Raw genomic sequence first — 18,899 nt, forward strand, 5'->3', positions numbered from 1 at the left:
ATAATTCAGCATTAGTTATTACTAATACAACCCCCCGAATCTTTATTGTGTGTGAAGATGTTGTCAATTGAAATGCAGCGACCTTTTTTAAGTATCGCTGCTTTTTTTTTGCTTAAAATTTGCCTATTTGCTAATTAGCTTAAACATCATCTGATCTGTTTATTTCCTCACGAGCAACAAATTCTAATACAGTGGCATTAATACAATATCTATCTTGACCATTTGGCCCTTCAGCCGGGAATAAATGCCCTAAATGAATCCCGGTACTTTTAGATTTAAGCTCAATACGTTGCATTCCCCAACTGTTATCTTCATGCTGCGTTACGCTGTCTTTTACAGGGTGTGTAAACGACAACCAGCCAGTACCCGAATTAAATCTGTCGCGGGTATCAAACAAGGGTTCACCACTGAGTTTATCGATAAAAATGCCATCGGGGGTGTTTTTAAAAATAGCGTATTCTTTGCAATATGGGCTGTCGGTTTTAGCGTTAAACGCTACTTTATAAGCTTCACTGTCACCGAGTTTAAATGCACCTAGCGCTTTATAAAACAGCTCGGCATCCATATAACCTTGGCGAGAATACACTTCTACTCCATCTTCTAAAAATAGTATGGTGGGTGTAGCCCAAGTTGCACTTTTGATAGTTAAGCCGCTAAGCTGATCAGCATGGCGAAATGTCATTGGTATTGTGCCTTTGTAGTCATTGGCTACCGCCGCTTTAAACTTTTCACAGTAAGGGCAGTAATCGCGAGAGTCTAAAATAACAATTTGTTTGCCAGTCAACAATGCAGTGTTATCAACCTGCTGCTTTTCGTCTTGACTAAAAACAACACCGGTTGAATGGTCTGGGCAATAACCGTTTGGATTTTTTTCAAGGTAATTTTGATGATACTCTTCAGCAGAATAAAATTGCTCTAATGGCTTAATTTGTGTAGCTATTGTTCCATAACCTGCTTTGGTGAGTAACTGCTGGTACTGCTGTGTTACCGCAAGCGCGGTGTTTGCTTGCTCGTCACTTGTAGTTAAAATAATAGAGCGATATTGTGTGCCTACATCATTACCTTGGCGGTTTTTTTGAGTCGGATCGTGGCTTTCGTAATAATTTTGCAGCAGCTCTTTTGCCGAAATAATATTGCTATTAAATGTAACCTGCACCACTTCAGCGTAGTTATCTTCATCAAAGCGACGCGATAGCTTAGTTATATTCCTGTAGGTTGGTTTAAACCCATGCCCATCGGCATAGCCCGACTCTGCATCGAGTACTCCATTAAGTGCTTCATAGCGTTTTTCTGCCCCCCAAAAACAACCCGAGCCAAGCACTAGCTTTTCTACATGCATGGTGGCATTTAAATCACTGGATTTAGTTACCTCATCTGACGAGATAGCGCTCATCGTACTTAGTAATCCCGACATAGCAAATGTAGCTAATATTAACCCCTTAAACATACGATTACCTCTTAGTTTTAGTTACTCTAGGGTCTGTTGACCTTCCAAGGTTAAATTTGCAGCAGTCTGTTTGGTGTTTAGGCAAGGCATAGCCTATGTAGTGTGGTTATTCCCCATAAATAGGCGATAACGCAGCATCAATGCCAAACAGGCGCTGCCCGAAGGGTTCTGCCTAGGAGCGATTTACCCTTTGTTGCCTACATGGATGTAGGTAAGGGGCGTGAGCAGGACGCGGAAGCTTTGCTCGGTTTTTACTTAGCCCACTAGGTTCCAAAACTCGCGCCGCGATTAAACCGCTCCTAGTTTGAACAATTTTAATCCGCAAAGGTCAACAGACCCTAAAGCAGACCTGTAAACTCAACAATTAATTTCACACACAACAAAACTTTACGAATGAGGGAGTTTATTCGATCCGAGCTTGTCTATTAATATCGTAATAGTACAACGACTGTGATAGCTTAAATGTAATTAATATTAATGAGTTATCGATATGAGCATGATTCCTAGTATAAAAATTTTAACGAACTCTAGCCTGCTTTTTGATGTTTCTCACTACAGCGAACCACACATACTTGCAACGCAAAAAAAGCTTTGGGCACTCGCCCAACACTGTAAAAACAGCAATGAATTTATCGATTTGGTACCAGCTATGAACTCGTTAACTTTGTATTTAAAGTCCTCAGAAATGCTTAATAAATGGTACAACACCTTAGCTAAGTTATGGGATGAAGTGGATGATTACCCGTTTGATAGCCAGCACCACCAAATTAATACCTACTACCAAGGTGAAGATTTAGATTACGTAGCTAACTATCATCAACTCACAATTGATGAAGTGATTAACTTACATAGTAAAGAGTTATATCACGTTCTATTTTTAGGCTTTGTTCCCGGTTTTCCTTATTTACATGGGCTCAACTCACGGTTATTTACCCCAAGGCGCGATAACCCGCGAGTGAGTGTACCTAAAGGCGCAATTGCTATTGGAGCAGATCAAACTGGTATTTACCCTGAAGATTCGCCAGGTGGTTGGCATATTATAGCTCACACTGATGTCTGCTTATTTGATTCTAAAGCGGCTAATCCTTGCTTATTTAAACCTGGCGATACCATAGAGTTTGTGCCTGTAAAAGGAGTAAGCAATGATTAAAGTAATCAAGAGAGGTATTCAACTAACAATCCAAGATTTAGGCCGTGTGGGTTTTCGACATTTAGGGGTAAGCCGCTCAGGCAGCCTTGATACCTATGCACACATTATTGCGAACCGTTTATTAAATAACACCGACAACGCTGCCGTGCTGGAATTAACCGTGGGTTTATGCGAACTGCAATTTCAGTGTGATACCGTTATTGCCCTTCATGGAGCCGACCTCAAAGCAACCCTTGATGGACACCCACTTTATCCAGGCTGGAGTTACCCAATAAAAGCAATGCAAACACTTAAATTTGCAACTGGCCGTGGTGGCTCCCGTGCTTATATTGCAGTAAAAGGCGGTATTGAATGCCCAGAGGTTATGGGTTCTAAATCTACCGATTTAGGGGCAGCCATTGGAGGCTTTAATGGCCGTGCACTGCAAAGTGGCGATGTGGTAGCCATAAGTCCTTATACTAAACCTTGGTTATGTAATAAGGGCGCCCTTACCCCGCCAAAACGTAATATTATCCGTTTACATGTTGGTCCTCATTATGAGCTACTAACACCCGAGTGCATTAATGCTTTTTGTGATACCGCATTTACTATTAATCCAAATAGTAATCGTATGGGCGTACGCCTAGACCATAAAAATGCTGATATTATGCAACATACACTTTCATTGCCCTCTGTAGCCGTAGCACCTGGGAGCATACAGCTTCCACCTGATGGCAATCCTATAGTGTTATTAAATGACGGGCAAACAACGGGGGGTTATCCTTTAATAGCGCATGTGATAGAAGCCGACTTACATCAGTTTGCACAATTTAGAACTGCCGATCCAATCACCTTTGAATTTGTATCACTTGAGCAAGCAAATGCTGCAAAAAATAAGCTCGATGCTCACCTAGCACAACTTAAGCTGAGTTTAAGCCGCTACTGGGATTAATTAATAGTGCACTCACGCTCACTCACTGAGTAACTCAACCGCTATTTATTTATTTTTCGCTTTGCACTTTCTTGGTGCAAGGCGAACTAATTGTTGCAATTTAATTTAACTTTAATGTAATTTTAAATTAAAAATTGCACATTGCATTTTAATCTCCTTGCCAATATCACCACATTGGTGCAACGCCAATTTATTTGGTGCATAAATTATTCTTATTATTTTAAAAAAGCCGTGTGACTTAGGTATTTATTTCTGATAAAACAAGGTTAGTCTTTAGCAAACTCGCTATCGTAGGCACTTAATAGGAATGAGGAAAAATTATGTGTTCAATATTCGGCGTACTCGATATTAAATCGGATCCCAGCCAGTTACGCGCTCAGGCAATCGAAATGTCCAAACTGCTTCGCCACCGCGGGCCTGATTGGTCAGGGGTGTATTCATCAGACAAAGCAATTTTAGTGCACGAACGCTTAGCAATAGTTGGCGTATCAAGCGGTGCGCAACCATTATACAACCCAGAAAAAACGCATATTTTAGCGGTAAATGGCGAAATTTATAACCACAAAGAGCTTGCCGCTAATTTAGAAGTCGAGTTTGATTTTCAAACCCAGTCAGATTGTGAAGTTATTTTAGCCCTGTATAAACAAAAAGGGCCTGCATTTTTAGATGACTTAAATGGTATTTTTGCCTTTTGTTTATATGATGAAGAGCAAGACGCTTACCTAATTGGTCGCGACCACATTGGTATTATTCCACTGTATACAGGCCACGACGAGCATGGCAACTTTTATGTAGCATCAGAGCTAAAAGCGCTTTCACCTATTTGTAAACATATTGAGGAGTTCCCACCGGGGCATTACCTTTACAGCAAAGACGGTAAATTAACACCTTACTACCAACGTGATTGGCAAAGCTACGACGCAGTTAAGAACAACGATGCCAAGGCAGAAGATGTAAAAGATGCTCTAGAAGCCGCGGTAAAACGCCAACTAATGTGTGACGTACCCTACGGTGTATTACTATCTGGTGGATTAGATTCGTCGGTTATTTCAGCTATTACTCAACATTTTGCCGCAAAACGTATTGAAGACAACGATGAAAGTGATGCTTGGTGGCCTAAACTGCATTCGTTTTCAGTGGGTTTAGAAGGCTCACCCGATTTAGCTGCAGCGCAAAAAGTGGCTGATATGATAGGCACTATTCACCACCCTATTATTTTTACTATTCAACAAGGTATTGATGCTCTTAAAGAAGTGATTTATCACATTGAAACCTATGATGTAACTACTATTCGTGCCTCAACCCCTATGTACTTAATGGCACGCCAAATCAAAGCTATGGGCATTAAAATGGTGCTTTCAGGTGAAGGAGCCGATGAATTATTTGGTGGTTATTTATATTTTCATAAAGCACCCAATGCACAAGAGTTTCATGAAGAGCTAAACCGTAAAGTATCAAAACTGCATATGTTTGATTGCTTACGTGCTAATAAATCAATGGCTGCCTGGGGTGTTGAAGCACGCGTGCCATTTTTAGATAAAGAATTTGTTGATGTGGCAATGCGCATCAACCCAGAAGCTAAAATGTGTAAAGACGGAAAAATTGAAAAACATATTTTGCGTGCTGGCTTCGATGGCTACCTACCAGACGAAGTGTTATGGCGTCAAAAAGAACAATTCTCTGATGGTGTTGGCTACAGCTGGATAGACACCTTAAAAGAATTTGTAAATGAGCAAGTAACAGATCAAGAACTAGCGAATGCTAAATTTAAATACCCAATTAACACGCCAGATTCAAAAGAAGCGTATTTTTACCGCCGTATTTTTGAATCGCACTTCCCGGGCGATGCCTCTGCTAACTGTGTACCACATGGTAAATCAGTAGCGTGTTCAACCCCCGAAGCACTGGCTTGGGATGCATCATTTCAAAACAATGCAGATCCATCTGGACGCGCCTCAGGCGTTCACAATGAAGCATATAAAAAATAGTTACCCCCCTATCTACGCTGCAGCTTAAAAACTGCAGCTTTTCTTCGCTGTCTTAATGAATAATTTCTTGAAATTTTATTCCACTAAAAGAATTAAATGAGAAATCAAAACCATTCAATTTAATCATTTATGTTTAATCACTGTTATTTGTCACTTCTTTACAAGCGCAGCGTTTCTTTGCCATTTTTGTAAATTAAATCGCAAAGGTGAAATAAACCTTTGACCAATTTAGTTTAAACAGTAAGATTTAGTCGCTTTTTATAAAAACTATTTCAATCTCGCTTTTTCATTAACCTCATGAACAATATCTATCTAGCTCATTATCCCAAATCATAAAAACATAGTTAAAATGTCATTAAAAAATCATTTAATAAATGAATAGTGATTTTAAAACGCTGACTTAGTTTTTTACGTATTCAATAGCGTTTTTTTAGTTATTTACTTGTCTGATTAGGCCGAATATTCATTCACTTAGCTTTGCATTCAATGCTATATACGACTATAAAATAATTAGCTGACACATTAGTTATCATTTGTTCAGCTGCCAGATATGTACAATAAAAAGACAAAAGTAGCTTAAAGTTTTGCCAAAGTGTTAAATCTTTTGCATTTAATATTTAACTCCCCTATTAGTAAAGGTATGATGGGCAATTAAATTAGTTAGTCTTCTAACTATTCGTGTTATTAGCTTTAGTTATAAATCTAATAAGACGAATACAGTGAACTATAAAAAACTGGCATTAAGCCAACCTGTTTCATTAACCAATGAGGTATTGCATGAGCGAGAATCATGACAAGTACAGTATTGATAATACGGACTACACCGTAGGTCAAGACAACGTACAAAAGTGGGGATTTGATATACATAACCCTGTATTCGGGATCAGTGCAGGGTTAATAGCACTTTTTTTAATCGCCGTACTAGTATCAGATGCCGAAGTAGCTAAAACAACACTAAATGGTATCAAAACCGATATTATTAATAATTTTGACGGCTTATTTATGTGGGCTGCCAACTTCTTTGTTATTTTTTGTTTAGTTTTAATTTTTTCACCATATGGCAATATCCGCTTAGGCGGTGACGATGCTAAACCATCGCATTCTCGTATTTCTTGGCTGGCAATGTTATTTGCTGCAGGTATGGGTATTGGCTTAATGTTCTGGGGGGTTGCTGAACCAGTTGCATACTACACTGGTTGGTATGAAACGCCGCTCAATGTAACAGCTAACACACCAGAAGCCGCGAAAATGGCAATGGGTGCTACTATGTTCCATTGGGGTCTTCACCCTTGGGCAATTTATGCTGTAGTTGCGCTTTCGTTAGCATTTTTTACTTACAATAAAGGCTTACCTCTTTCTATTCGTTCGATTTTTTACCCAATTTTAGGTGATAAAGCGTGGGGGTGGCCTGGTCACATAATTGATATTTTAGCTGTATTAGCAACCTTATTTGGTTTAGCAACGTCACTTGGGCTAGGTGCACAACAAGCTTCTGCCGGTATTAATCATGTGTTTGGTTTTGAAGGTGGCGTAGGTTCACAAATTCTGGTTATTACAGGTGTTACATTACTAGCAGTCGTCTCTGTTATTAGAGGCATTGATGGCGGCGTTAAATTACTTAGTAACGTAAATATGCTCATTGCTTTAGTATTACTAGTATTTGTATGTTTAGTTGGTTTTGCGGTCTCTATGGGTAATATCCCTAACACGGTAATGGGGTATGTAGAGAACATTATTCCATTGAGTAACCCACATGGACGTGAAGATGAAACATGGATGCATGGTTGGACAGTATTCTACTGGGCTTGGTGGATTTCATGGTCACCGTTTGTAGGTATGTTTATTGCGCGTGTTTCGCGTGGTCGTACAATCCGTGAATTTTTAACCGCGGTATTACTTATTCCAACAGCGGTTACTATCCTGTGGATGTCTATCTATGGTGGCATCGCAATTGACCAAGTAGTTAATGGTATTGGTGCTCTTGGGACTGACGGTCTAACAAGTGTCCCTATGGCGATGTTCCAAATGCTTGATGAAATGCCAATGGCGAGTGTGCTTTCTTTCATTGCTATTGTATTAGTACTGGTATTCTTTATTACTTCTTCTGATTCAGGATCACTTGTAATTGATTCAATCACAGCAGGTGGCAAAATTGATGCTCCGGTACCACAGCGTATTTTTTGGGCTACTGTTGAGGGCGCAATTGCTGCTGCATTACTTTGGATTGGTGGTACTCAAGCGATTGAAGCACTACAAGCAGGGGCTATTTCAACCGGTCTACCGTTTACCATTGTTTTGCTATTAATGTGTGTAAGCTTAATTTTAGGTTTACGAACTGAGCCTCGCCCAGTTAAATAATACCCTACATTAAAAAACGCCGCTAATTGCGGCGTTTTTTTTACTCTATTTTTCCTATAATATTTTATAACGTTTCGCTAAAGCCAAATTTCACTCAGTGGCGTATCTAACCGATAATGATAACTCAGCTGAGCTTGCAGTAATTCTGCGGTGGCTAAAGCGTCAGTCAGTGCATTATGGTTTTGATACAATGGCAAGGAATAACGCTCCCTTGTATCACTTAACCGTAATGAACCTAGTTTTTTATTAAATAGCCTACCTAGTAGCCCTTGACGCGCTCTAAGCGCTCGCCTTTCAATTTCCATAGTGTCGACTAAAGCAAATTCAATACCTTCTTTTATACGTGTGAGCAGCGCATTATAAAAAAAGTGGCGCTCAATGGCAGCATAATGCACCACCACCACTTTCCCTTTAAGTGCATCAAGAAGTGGGGCTAAAATTCGATTGAGGTCGGGAGCTTCGTCCACTTCTGAGTGGGTAATACCATGGATAACAATCGACTCTTCACTCAAATCTCGTCGTGGTTGTACTACCCAGTGACGGCTCTCTTTACAGTAAATACGATTAACATTGAAAGGCACTAACCCAACACTAACAATATCATCGGTATTAGCGTCCAGACCTGTTGTTTCAAAATCTAGCGCCACAAAAGGTACGTCTTTAAGCGGAGCAGTCTGATTGGTAAATGCCTGCTTATAAAACTCCTTAAGCAACGAGTTTTGCGCACTATGTAAAAGCTGTTCGTAACGACGTGGCCAATCTAACGGTGATTTAGCCATAACTTATTTCACACCTGAATGAGCAGAATAACTAAACTTTAAAAAGCTTTGCGCTTTTTCTAAAATCGCAAAAGCTTCTTTTAAATTACTTTGCTCAAATGGTGAGAGTAAATGCGGATCTAAATCATTATCGGGCGCTTCCCCCTGCTCTATCTGCCATGCCTGATGGCGAATACGTACAGTGGCAATATATTCAAATGCATCACGCAAATCTTGTGCTTTGCCTTTGGGTAATAAGTTAGCCTCGATAATATCCTCTAAGCGCTCAAACGAATTTTGTTTACGTGAACCGACCGCTAATGCATGAACGCGAACCACATCAGATAGCGGCGCTGTACCACGACGTTTTAAGTTCATTGAGCGCTTATGTTGGCCATTGTGCTCAAGTACAAAGCCGTTAAAAAATCCCAATGGTGGCGTTCGATTGCGAGCATTAGCAGCAAGGTTAGCTAAAAAGCGTTTATTTACTTTGCTTTCTTTTGCCACCAGCGTTTTAAGCTCATCGGCCCACTTTAACTTACCCCACACACCATCTAAGTCAAAAAATATCGAGCTATTGAGCAGTGCTTGCGGTTTGGGCTCGGCCATCCAGCTAGCAAATTTTTCTTGCCATTGTTCGCGGGTCATACGCCATTTTTTAAACGAGGCCATAATTTCACCATCACAATAGGTATAGCCACACTTAGCCAAGCCATCACACACAAAGTCTGATAAGTTTTGAAAATACTCATCGTGCAATGCCTCATCGAAGCTATTATCTAAAATCAGTGCATTATCTTGATCGGTTACAATTAACTGCTCATCCCGTGCCATTGAGCCCAGCGCGATAAAACAATAAGGAATGGGCGGCTCGCCAAATTTTTCTTCTGCTAGGGCTAATAGGCGCTGTTTAAATGTACGTCCTATTACTGCCATAGCGGTCCCTATCATATGCGAATTAGCATCTTCGTTTACCATACGCACAAACACATTAGGTAATTGGCGGGCGTAATGAACTAAGTCATCAACCGATTGCTGAGCTAAAATACCGCGTACTAACAATAAGCTACTTTGTGATTCATAGCGTAAAATATCAGATAGAGATATCACCCCTATTGGTCGCTTTTTATGTACCACAGGCAAGTGATGTAAGTTATCTCTTAGCATGGCTAAAACGGCTTCAAACACATAGGCGTTGCTATCAAGTAGTACTAAGCTTGATGTCATTACTTCTTTGGCGGGTGTATCATATGTTAACCCTTGGGCGACCACTTTAGTGCGAATGTCTCTGTCGGTTATAATTCCAACGACTTGACCGTCGTCTTCTTCTGGATCGTCGCTTATTTGTTTTTCTATATCAGTAACAAGTACTGAAGAGACCGATTCTTGTGTCATCAAAAACGCGACGTCTTGTATGGGGGTTTGTGTAGTAACAGTGACTACATCGCGATGTAATAATGATTTAACTTTTGCGGTGGTTAAATCATTGCTGTCGGCTTGCTCTACTATTGCTTGGTGCAAGCGTACGTTGCCATCCACTTCGAAAAAGTCAGCAAAGGTTTCGTATTTATCACAGTATTCGTTGAAGGTATTAACATTAATACAATACGTTAAGGTATCTTCAAGTGCACGAGCTGGAAACCGCACTTTGCGGTTCATCAATAAACCCATTTGGCCAAAAATACCGCCTGTAGCTAAGCGGTTATAGAGTTCACCATTACGACGTGAAATCTCAACTGAGCCACTACGAATAATATACAAGTCACTAATATCTTGCCCTAAATGCAGGATATCAGTTTCGGCACGAAAGTAAGCAACCTCTATTTGCATTGCTAATTCGTTCAATGCCTCAGTAGGAAGCGTATCAAATGGGGGATGTTCAACTAAAAATTGGGCTATTTCAACTTGCTCGGCCTGCATAGGGAATCCTTGTGGCGTGAATCTAGTTGAATTGTGAGCCTAATTGGCTATTTTTTCAAAGAAAAATAGCCAATTTACGTAAATAGTTAGCGATTAATTATCTACTTGCTCTAACTCCTGCGCTAATTGTTTTGACTCATCGCCGCGAGGGCTGGTAAAACGTGCAAGTCCTAAATAAATCACCGGTGTTAAATAAAGCGTAAACAATACCGCTAATGCTAGTCCACCAAACACCACCCAGCCAATCGCATTGCGCGCCTCAGCGCCCGCACCTGTTGACATAATAAGCGGTAATGCACCCAATAAAGTAGAAATTAAGGTCATGGTAATGGGTCGTAGGCGTACCAGTGCAGCTTGTTCAACCGCTTTTCGAACACTAAGCCCGTTATCTCTTAATTGATCAGCAAACTCGACCAATAAAATTGCGTTTTTAGCGATTAAACCAATAAGCATTACCAGACCAATTTGCGAATAAATATTGAGTGATGTGCCGGTTAAGTACAGTGCTAAAATAGCGGATGTAATACCAAATGGCACAGTAATCATCACCACAATGGCGCTGTTAACGTTTTCAAATTGTGCTGCCAATACTAAAAATACAATTAAAAATGCCAATACATAGGTCATTAATACTTCGTTTGAGGTCTCTTCAAATGTCAGAGCTTCCCCTTTAAACGCTAGGGTAATACCTGCTGGTAATGATTGCTCAGACACTTGTTTTATTTGCTCTACCAGTGTGGCAATAGTTAAACCTTCAGGTAATTCCATGCTTAATTCTATGGCACGTCGCTGAGCATGGCGCTCAAGCTCTGCAGCTACGCCTTCCTCTGTAATATTAGCGACACTACTGAGCGGTACTAATTGATTATCGCGGGCGCTTACATATAAATTTGCTAAATCACTGGGGTCATTAATGGTTTGATTTTGAGCCTGTAACATAATTGGTATTGACTGATCGCCAATATTTAAATCGGCTATATCGTCGCCATTAATGGCAGCTCTTAGGGTAATGGCTATATCACTTAACGATACACCGAGTTCTTCTGCGCGTCGTCTGTCTATATTGACGCGAAGTTGTGGTTGCGATGGCTGATACGATACGCGAACCGGTGCAACTTCAGGTACTGCTTTTTCAAGATCTGCTGAAAACTGCTGTGCAGCTTTAAATATTTCAAGGTAATCTTGCCCCAGCAAAGCAATTTCGATTCCGCCACCTTGGCCACGTAAGTTTAAACTATTAGCCCCCCCTGCGTATGCGGGTGCTCCAGGAATATTCATTAAAGGCTGTCGAATTTTATTGATGATTTCTTGTTGACTAAAGTTGCGTTCATCCCAGTGTTTTAAGGGCACAGTAATAAACACAATATTAGGGTCCCATTGACCAACTACTGTGTAAATAGATTCAATTTCACCGCTTTCGACGAAAGGCAGCAAAGTGTCTTCCATTTTAATGGCTTGCCTGTCCATAAAGTTTAAGCCTACGCCATCTGGACCACGAGCAAATATTCTAATTTTACCGCGATCTTCTGTTGGTAGTAACTCGTTATCTAAGCTCATATACAACGCACCTGAACCACCAGCCACTAATAAACAAGCAATAAAGGTAAGCCACGCATGATCGAGTACTTTATGAATTGTTTTGGTATATAAATTAGCAAGTACGTTACCAAGCTTAGCAAATGGATGAAAACCGCCTTGCTTAAGCTTTAGCTTAGAGGTAAGTGCCGGCACTAACGATAACGCAACAAAGCTTGATATGATCACAGCACCGGCAAGAACACCGCCAAACTCTCTGAATAAACGCCCTGCTGTTGATGGTAAAAAAGCGATGGGAACAAACACAGCTGCTAACACTGCCGTGGTGGCTATAACGGCAAAAAATACTTCACGGGTGCCAACAACCGCTGCGGCACGCCTGCCTAGCCCTAATCCACGTTGGCGTTGAATGTTTTCACTCACTACAATCGCATCATCAACGATTAAACCTGTAGCAAGTACCAATGCGAGTAAGGTTAAAATATTAATGGAAAAACCCAGTGCCCATATCAGTGCTAACGAGCCAATCAAAGCAACCGGAATGGCAAATGCGGGCACTAAGGTTGCGCGCCAAGAACCAATAAACACCCATAAAGTGATGATAACTAGCAGCACTGTCAGCACTAATGAGTTAATAACTTCATCCACTGAACTTCTAATAAACTGCGCATCATCTGATGTTAAGGTAAATTCCATCTGAGGAAAGCGTTCACGCATTCCCTCTATAAGCTTTAGAACTTCATCTGATATTTCTATGGTGTTAGATTGCGCTTGGCGGATAATTTCCATACCAATAACGGGTTTACCATTGAGCCTAACCATAGAGCGTGGATCTGCCGGGCCAAAATATACCGCGGCGATATCGCTAATACGGGTATCACCACGAATGATAATATCACCGACTTGATCTGGTGTGACCGAGGTAGCATCAGCACGCACAATGATTTGCTGATCGTTTGATTTTAAACTTCCTGCAGGCACATCAAAGGGAGCTTGCCTGAGAACGTCAGCAACATCAGGAATAGTTAAATTAAAGCTACTGAGCTTAAGCGGATCTATACGTACTCTAAGCACTCGTTCTCTATCACCGTTTAAGCGCACATCAGCAACACCGGGAATAGTTAAAAACTGTGGTGCTAAGTCAACATCAACTCGCTCGGTTAATGCCTCTAACGATAAACTCTCACTTGATACGGTGAGTGATACGACCGCCTCAGCATCATTATCGGCTTTTATAATAGATACACGCTCAACCTCTTCTGGGAGCTCTCTTTGCACTCGCGAAACTGACTCGCGCGTTTCATTAGCGGCATCATCCAGGTTAACACCAGGTCTAAATTCAACCACAATACGTGAGCTGCCTTCTTCACTTTGTGCACGAATAGATTTAACTCCACTCACACGGGCAACAGCACCTTCAAGTTTGCTGGTGACTTCAGTGTCGACGGTTTCCGGGGAACCACCTGGAAACGAAGCTGATACCGTAATACGCGGCCTATCTACATCAGGAAGCTCTCGCACTTCTACGCCAGCTATAGCGGCGATACCGGCAATAATTATTAATAAGTTAAGCACCACAATAAGTACAGGGCGGCGAATTGCCATAGACGGCAAGTCTTGCATCATAGGTTGCTGTTTCATGGCTACTCCTGCGTACTAGCGATAGGTGCAGTAAAGCTTAATTCTTGATTGGCTCGCAAGCGCTGAACGCCTTCAACAACTAACGTATCGTTTGGCTGTAATGCCCCTGATACGAGTAAGCGCCCAGCCAAGCGTTGCTCTATTTTCACATCAACCCGGGTAGCTTTGTTATCCACACTCGTCCACACATATGGACCCGTTGCGCCCCACAGTAGTGCTGCTTCTGGAATAGCGGCAAAGCGTTGACCTAATACTTTTATATGTACTCGAAAACTCATACCCGGTAAGAATTGTTGATCTTTGTTATTTAACTTTGCTTTGACTCTTAAGGTACGAGTTTGTGGGTCTATACGTGAGTCTAAATAGGCTATTTCTGCCTCAACAGGTGCTTGCGATTGCCATGGGAACACGCGTACACTAGCATTATTTCTGAGCATCGCAATCGCTGATTCAGGCGCGTTAAAATTAATGTATAACTGGCGGGTATCATCGATGCTAGCAATCATTGTTTGTGTTGTGATTCTGTCACCCACTTCAATGTCAGTCAGCCCCATAGTGCCATTAAAAGGGGCACGGACTTGGCGGTCTTCTAATTCAGTTTCGGCTTGAGTGAGAGTAACTTTTGCAAGCTCCACGATGGTTTTTGCATCGTCTACATCACTTTGCGGAACAGCTCCTTTAGCTTGGCTTTGTTTTAAACGTTTTAAAGTTCGCTGACTATCTGCTAATTTTATTTTAGCCTCTTCAAGGGCCGCTTTTTGCCTACGTGAATCTAGCTCAAGTAAAATATCACCTTCTTTAACCTTATCGCCAGGTTTAAAATGAACCGCTGCTACTTTGTCACCTACGGCAGGATATAAAATAACAGAATGGATAGCTTCAGCATTACCAACAGCCTGAACCTGCTGTTGGGCTTGTTCCATAGCGATATTTTCAACGACCACGCTAGCACCAGTTACTGGCAAACTAACCGATAAAAATAAGGCCGTTATGCCCATTAAAAGATTTTGCGACTTCAAAGGATCACCCTAATTAATTATTATTTCCATTATGTTACGCAGTTTAACACCTCTATGATCAATAAATAGCTTAGTACGACTAATTAGCAAAACAACACGCTGAAATTAAACACCCACGTATTTAATACATATTCTTACACCAGCCTACAAAATCACCACATATTTTGTGCGTATTAAACACTATGATTTGGTCATTAGAGTGAATATACAAACGAGTATTTATGAATAAAAGTATAATTTTGGTTTTACTACTTAGTGGCTGTGCATCACAAGGGGTTGATCGTACGAGTCAAAATCAATTAATTAAACGCTATTATGCATCTGTTGAGTCAGAGCAAAAAGTAACACTTTCCTCAGAAGTTGGAACAGGCATAGCTGCGGGAGCGGGTTTTGGCTTTGTTGACAGCTTAGATGGCAACAGCGAAGAAATGATTGGTGGCGCTATTGTCGGCGGTTTAGTTGGAGGGTTATTTACTGCATTATTTGAGGGAGGTAATACGGCTTATCAGTATAACTTATACGCTGCTGATGAAGGTGAATTTACGGTTATTCAAAAGAAAAAACTCGATAAAAACACAGAATGTGTTCTTGTAAATTCAGCTAATAAAATTACACTTACGCCGATAGATAAAAGTTATTGTATTCGTTGATTAAGCTCAAAGTGAGTATCAAACCTTTAAGCTGCTAAGCAATGTAGCTCGCTATTTATAACTTACTTTTAAATAAAAAACCTCAGTATTTACTGAGGTTTTTTAATGAATAAATAAACGCGTGGTATTATTTATTTCGTTGTGCGTCTTTTTGCGCTTTTTTTGCTTCTTTACGTTGCTGTAAAGCAGCTTGTGCTTCGTTACCAATGTGGCCTTCACCGCGTGCTTGTGCCAATTCTATTTGCTTTTGACGCTCAGCAAAACGTTCACGCTGCTCGTCGGTTACATCATCAATACAATGATGACACGACACCCCTTCCATGTATTCAGGCTTTTGCTTTTCTTCTTCTGTGATAGGCATCCGACATGCGTGACACTGATCATATGAGCCTTTTTGTAAGTCATGATTTACCGCGACACGGTTATCAAATACAAAGCACTCGCCTTCCCACATGGTTTCTTCTTTTGGTACTTCTTCTAGGTATTTTAATATGCCGCCTTCAAGGTGGTATACCTCATCAAAGCCCTGCTCTTTCATATAAGCTGTTGATTTTTCGCAACGAATACCACCTGTACAAAACATAGCTACTTTTTTATGCTTTTCTGGGTCGAGATTTTCTTTGGCCCACTGCGGAAATTCGCGGAACGTCTTCGTGTTTGGATCGACCGCGTTTTGAAACGTACCAATTTCAATTTCATAATCATTTCGGGTATCAACAAGGATAACCTCAGGATCAGAAATAAGGGCGTTCCATTCATTTGGCTTAACATAACTGCCCACTACTTTTAATGGGTCAACGCCCTCAACACCCATAGTCACGATTTCTTTTTTAAGTTTTACTTTAGTGCGATAAAACGGGCATTCGTCATCATATGATTCTTTAGTAACAATATTGTCTAAATTAGGCTGGGTGTCTAACCACGCCAGTAAGTTATCTATGCCTTCACGTTTTGCTGAAACAGTTCCGTTAATTCCTTCTGCGGCAATTAACAAAGTACCACGCACGTCGTTTTGCTCCATTACATTAAGTAAAGGTTGGCGAAGTGCTTCAAAATCAGGTAAAGAGACAAATTTATACAGTGCGCACACAACAAAGTGATCGCTGGTTACATTATCTTTATGGATAGCAGTCATGGTTTTCCTATTTTGCCTTTAAACCCCGCAAGGGGCGTTTACCGAATCGTAAATCCGGCGCATATGGGGCGCGTATTTTACGCTTTTTTTATTTAAATGCAAAAAAATGGATGATAATGCGCTTTTTACTGTTAGCGCAGTGGCTCAGTGGGCTATAATGCGCGGATAAATTTACAAGACTTGCTCATATTGGAGAAATATACATTGCACTTTACTGATCTTGGGATTGATACTCGCCTAGAAACACAATTAGCGCACCAAGGGATCACCCAGCCTACCGATATTCAAGCTCATGCTGTGCCAACGGCACTCGCTGGACATGACATTTTCGCTCAGTCAAAAACTGGGTCAGGCAAAACTTTAGCGTTTTTATTACCTGCTGTGCAGCGAGTAATGAAACAAAAAGCACTCAGTAAACGTGATCCTCGTGTACTTATTGTTGCTCCAACTCGTGAGCTTGCAACCCAAGTGTTCACCCAACTACGATTACTTATTGCCGGTACCAATATCAAGGCAGTTAAAATTCTCGGTGGTGAAAACTTTAACGACCAAATTAAAGCACTGCGCAACGACCCACATTTTGTGGTTGCTACACCAGGGCGCTTAGCCGATCACTTAAAGCAACGCTCTTTACAGTTAAGTGGCTTAGAGCTACTTATATTTGATGAAGCTGACCGTATCTTGGATTTAGGTTTCACCGACCAGCTTAAGTTAATTAATGAACTGGCAGATCACCGATTACGCCAGACCCTATTGTTTTCAGCGACATTAGATCATGCTCAAGTTGATGCCCTTTCGCGTAATTTATTAAAAAAACCAAAACAAATTATGCTCAGTGCAGCCAATGAGCAACACAGTGATATTAAACAAACATTATATTTAGCCGATCATCTTGATCATAAAGAAGCGCTACTTGAGCATTTTCTTAATCAAGACAATGTAGGGCAATGTATTATATTCACCGCTACACGTGCTGATACCAGTCGCTTAAGCGAGGCATTAAATAGTAAAGGCTTTAAGTCTGTCGCACTAGCCGGGGATTTAACTCAAAGTAAGCGCCTTGATATCATGGATGCGTTTAGCCGTGAGAACTTTAAAATATTAATTACTACTGATGTTGCATCTCGCGGTTTAGATTTACTCAGTGTTACCCATGTTATTAATTTTGATCTACCAAAACACGCTGAAGAATACGTTCACCGTATTGGTCGCACAGGCCGTGCTGGTTTTAAAGGCAACGCGCTATCATTTGTTGGTCCTAAAGATTGGGCAAGTTACTTAGCAATTAAGTCATTTTTAAATGACGAACTGTCGTTTGCGGTGGTTGATGGTTTAAAAGCGAAATTTAAAGGCATCAAAGAGAAAAAAGTGACGCCAGTTAAACCAATTAAAAAGGTAGTGGCTGATAAAAAACCACAGCAAAAACGCAAAGCAAAACCTAAAAAGCCAGCAGCCCCAATTAAAGCACCACTCAACATTGATGGTGATACCCCGATGCGTCGTAAAAAAAAGCCTGAGCAGGAATAATTATGAGTTACCTTGGAACTACCCAAACCCTATTTGTAAAAGAAGTCAGTAATGAAGGTGCCTATTTAGATGGCCATGACTTAGGTGAAGTATTTTTACCTAAACACGAGATTAAACATGAACTTGAAGCTGGCGATAGCATCAGCGTTTTTACCTTTTTAGATAACGCAAACCTGCCAACAGCAACAACTAAAAAACCACACGCACAAGTCGGTGAATATGCCCTACTGCGCGTTAAAGAAATAAACAGCATTGGTGCTTTTTTAGATTGGGGTTTAGAAAAAGACGTGCTTGCACCGTTTAATGAACAAAAACCGCGTATGCAAGAAGGTTACTCGTATTTAGTCCGTTTATACCTAGATAATGCCAGTCAACGAATTTGTGCTTCAACCAACTTTAATCGCTTTTTATCAAAAGACGAGCCGCAATATAGCCACTTGCAAGAAGTTGATTTAATTGTGGCAGGTAAAACCGATATCGGCTACAAAGTACTTATTGAAGAATCTCATTTTGGTGTTGTATTTTACAACATGGTATTTAAAAACCTATTTGTTGGCCAAAAGCTCAAAGGGTTTATTCAAAAAGTACGTGAAGACGGAAAAATTGACGTCATACTTGAAAAGCCAGGTATGGGTAAAGTCAGTGAACTTGGCGAAAAAATTATGGAAAAACTAAAAGATGAAGGTGGCATATTAGCCATAGGCGATAAGTCTGAACCTGAATTAATTAAAAAAGTATTTTCGACCAGTAAAGCAAACTACAAAAAAGCCATTGGTGGGTTATTTAAACAAGGCTTAATTGATATTGAAGCTAAGTCTATTCGTTTAAAATAATTCTAT

13 protein-coding genes are annotated in these 18,899 nt (G+C 40.7%); 7 read left to right on the forward strand and 6 right to left on the reverse strand.

Features of this window, described 5'->3' with window-relative positions; translation table 11 throughout:
• Positions 1-139: 139 nt before the first annotated feature.
• Complete coding sequence (msrA, locus tag PUND_RS10075; protein ID WP_010389945.1) at positions 140-1,447, reverse strand: peptide-methionine (S)-S-oxide reductase MsrA; 1,308 nt, start codon at positions 1,445-1,447, stop codon at positions 140-142.
• A 490-nt stretch (positions 1,448-1,937) separates the two neighbouring features.
• Here msrA and pxpB point away from each other — a divergent pair, with 490 nt between their 5' ends.
• The 4 genes from pxpB to PUND_RS10095 all read left to right on the forward strand — a co-directional run bounded on the left by pxpB (position 1,938) and on the right by PUND_RS10095 (position 7,874).
• Positions 1,938-2,597 (forward strand): 5-oxoprolinase subunit PxpB, encoded by a 660-nt coding sequence (gene pxpB, locus PUND_RS10080; RefSeq protein ID WP_010389944.1) that lies wholly within the window; start codon positions 1,938-1,940, stop codon positions 2,595-2,597.
• A complete protein-coding gene (locus PUND_RS10085) occupies positions 2,590-3,528 on the forward strand; it encodes a 5-oxoprolinase subunit C family protein (RefSeq protein WP_010389942.1) in 939 nt (312 codons plus the stop codon). Before pxpB ends, PUND_RS10085 begins: the two co-directional genes overlap by 8 nt.
• A 320-nt stretch (positions 3,529-3,848) precedes the next feature.
• Complete coding sequence (asnB, locus tag PUND_RS10090) at positions 3,849-5,516, forward strand: asparagine synthase B (protein WP_010389941.1); 1,668 nt, start codon at positions 3,849-3,851, stop codon at positions 5,514-5,516.
• 777 nt (positions 5,517-6,293) lie between these two features.
• Entirely contained in the window at positions 6,294-7,874 is a 1,581-nt protein-coding gene (locus PUND_RS10095; protein WP_010389940.1) for a BCCT family transporter, read from the forward strand.
• 77 nt (positions 7,875-7,951) lie between these two features.
• Here the strand turns inward: PUND_RS10095 and PUND_RS10100 are convergent, their stop codons facing one another.
• The 4 genes from PUND_RS10100 to PUND_RS10115 all read right to left on the reverse strand — a co-directional run bounded on the left by PUND_RS10100 (position 7,952) and on the right by PUND_RS10115 (position 14,748).
• Positions 7,952-8,653, reverse strand: coding sequence for a 3'-5' exonuclease (locus tag PUND_RS10100; RefSeq protein ID WP_010389939.1), 702 nt, complete (start codon positions 8,651-8,653; stop codon positions 7,952-7,954).
• 3 nt (positions 8,654-8,656) lie between these two features.
• The gene (locus tag PUND_RS10105) at positions 8,657-10,552 is read right to left on the reverse strand and encodes a DUF294 nucleotidyltransferase-like domain-containing protein (RefSeq protein ID WP_010389938.1); all 1,896 of its coding nucleotides are present in this window, start codon (positions 10,550-10,552) and stop codon (positions 8,657-8,659) included.
• A 93-nt stretch (positions 10,553-10,645) separates the two neighbouring features.
• Positions 10,646-13,729 (reverse strand): efflux RND transporter permease subunit, encoded by a 3,084-nt coding sequence (locus PUND_RS10110; protein ID WP_010389937.1) that lies wholly within the window; start codon positions 13,727-13,729, stop codon positions 10,646-10,648.
• Between the two features lie 2 nt (positions 13,730-13,731).
• A complete protein-coding gene (locus PUND_RS10115; protein WP_010389936.1) occupies positions 13,732-14,748 on the reverse strand; it encodes an efflux RND transporter periplasmic adaptor subunit in 1,017 nt (338 codons plus the stop codon).
• Between the two features lie 221 nt (positions 14,749-14,969).
• On the opposite strand from PUND_RS10115, the gene PUND_RS10120 reads away from it, so the two are divergent.
• Complete coding sequence (locus PUND_RS10120) at positions 14,970-15,398, forward strand: hypothetical protein (protein WP_010389934.1); 429 nt, start codon at positions 14,970-14,972, stop codon at positions 15,396-15,398.
• A 127-nt stretch (positions 15,399-15,525) separates the two neighbouring features.
• On the opposite strand, the gene trhO is transcribed toward PUND_RS10120, so the two are convergent.
• Positions 15,526-16,533, reverse strand: a complete 1,008-nt coding sequence (gene trhO, locus PUND_RS10125; RefSeq protein WP_010389933.1) for an oxygen-dependent tRNA uridine(34) hydroxylase TrhO — start codon at positions 16,531-16,533, stop codon at positions 15,526-15,528.
• Between the two features lie 204 nt (positions 16,534-16,737).
• On the opposite strand from trhO, the gene PUND_RS10130 reads away from it, so the two are divergent.
• Positions 16,738-18,060, forward strand: coding sequence for a DEAD/DEAH box helicase (locus tag PUND_RS10130; RefSeq protein WP_010389932.1), 1,323 nt, complete (start codon positions 16,738-16,740; stop codon positions 18,058-18,060).
• Between the two features lie 2 nt (positions 18,061-18,062).
• Complete coding sequence (locus PUND_RS10135; RefSeq protein WP_010389931.1) at positions 18,063-18,893, forward strand: CvfB family protein; 831 nt, start codon at positions 18,063-18,065, stop codon at positions 18,891-18,893.
• Positions 18,894-18,899: the final 6 nt, after the last annotated feature.

Source organism: Pseudoalteromonas undina (assembly GCF_000238275.3).
Classification (GTDB): domain Bacteria; phylum Pseudomonadota; class Gammaproteobacteria; order Enterobacterales; family Alteromonadaceae; genus Pseudoalteromonas; species Pseudoalteromonas undina.

Coding starts and splice junctions, on each gene's coding strand:
- msrA (WP_010389945.1), bottom strand. CDS start 1,447: ATGTTTAAGGGGTTAATATTAGCTACATTTGCTATGTCGGGATTACTA.
- pxpB (WP_010389944.1), top strand. CDS start 1,938: ATGAGCATGATTCCTAGTATAAAAATTTTAACGAACTCTAGCCTGCTT.
- PUND_RS10085 (WP_010389942.1), top strand. CDS start 2,590: ATGATTAAAGTAATCAAGAGAGGTATTCAACTAACAATCCAAGATTTA.
- asnB (WP_010389941.1), top strand. CDS start 3,849: ATGTGTTCAATATTCGGCGTACTCGATATTAAATCGGATCCCAGCCAG.
- PUND_RS10095 (WP_010389940.1), top strand. CDS start 6,294: ATGAGCGAGAATCATGACAAGTACAGTATTGATAATACGGACTACACC.
- PUND_RS10100 (WP_010389939.1), bottom strand. CDS start 8,653: ATGGCTAAATCACCGTTAGATTGGCCACGTCGTTACGAACAGCTTTTA.
- PUND_RS10105 (WP_010389938.1), bottom strand. CDS start 10,552: ATGCAGGCCGAGCAAGTTGAAATAGCCCAATTTTTAGTTGAACATCCC.
- PUND_RS10110 (WP_010389937.1), bottom strand. CDS start 13,729: ATGAAACAGCAACCTATGATGCAAGACTTGCCGTCTATGGCAATTCGC.
- PUND_RS10120 (WP_010389934.1), top strand. CDS start 14,970: ATGAATAAAAGTATAATTTTGGTTTTACTACTTAGTGGCTGTGCATCA.
- trhO (WP_010389933.1), bottom strand. CDS start 16,533: ATGACTGCTATCCATAAAGATAATGTAACCAGCGATCACTTTGTTGTG.
- PUND_RS10135 (WP_010389931.1), top strand. CDS start 18,063: ATGAGTTACCTTGGAACTACCCAAACCCTATTTGTAAAAGAAGTCAGT.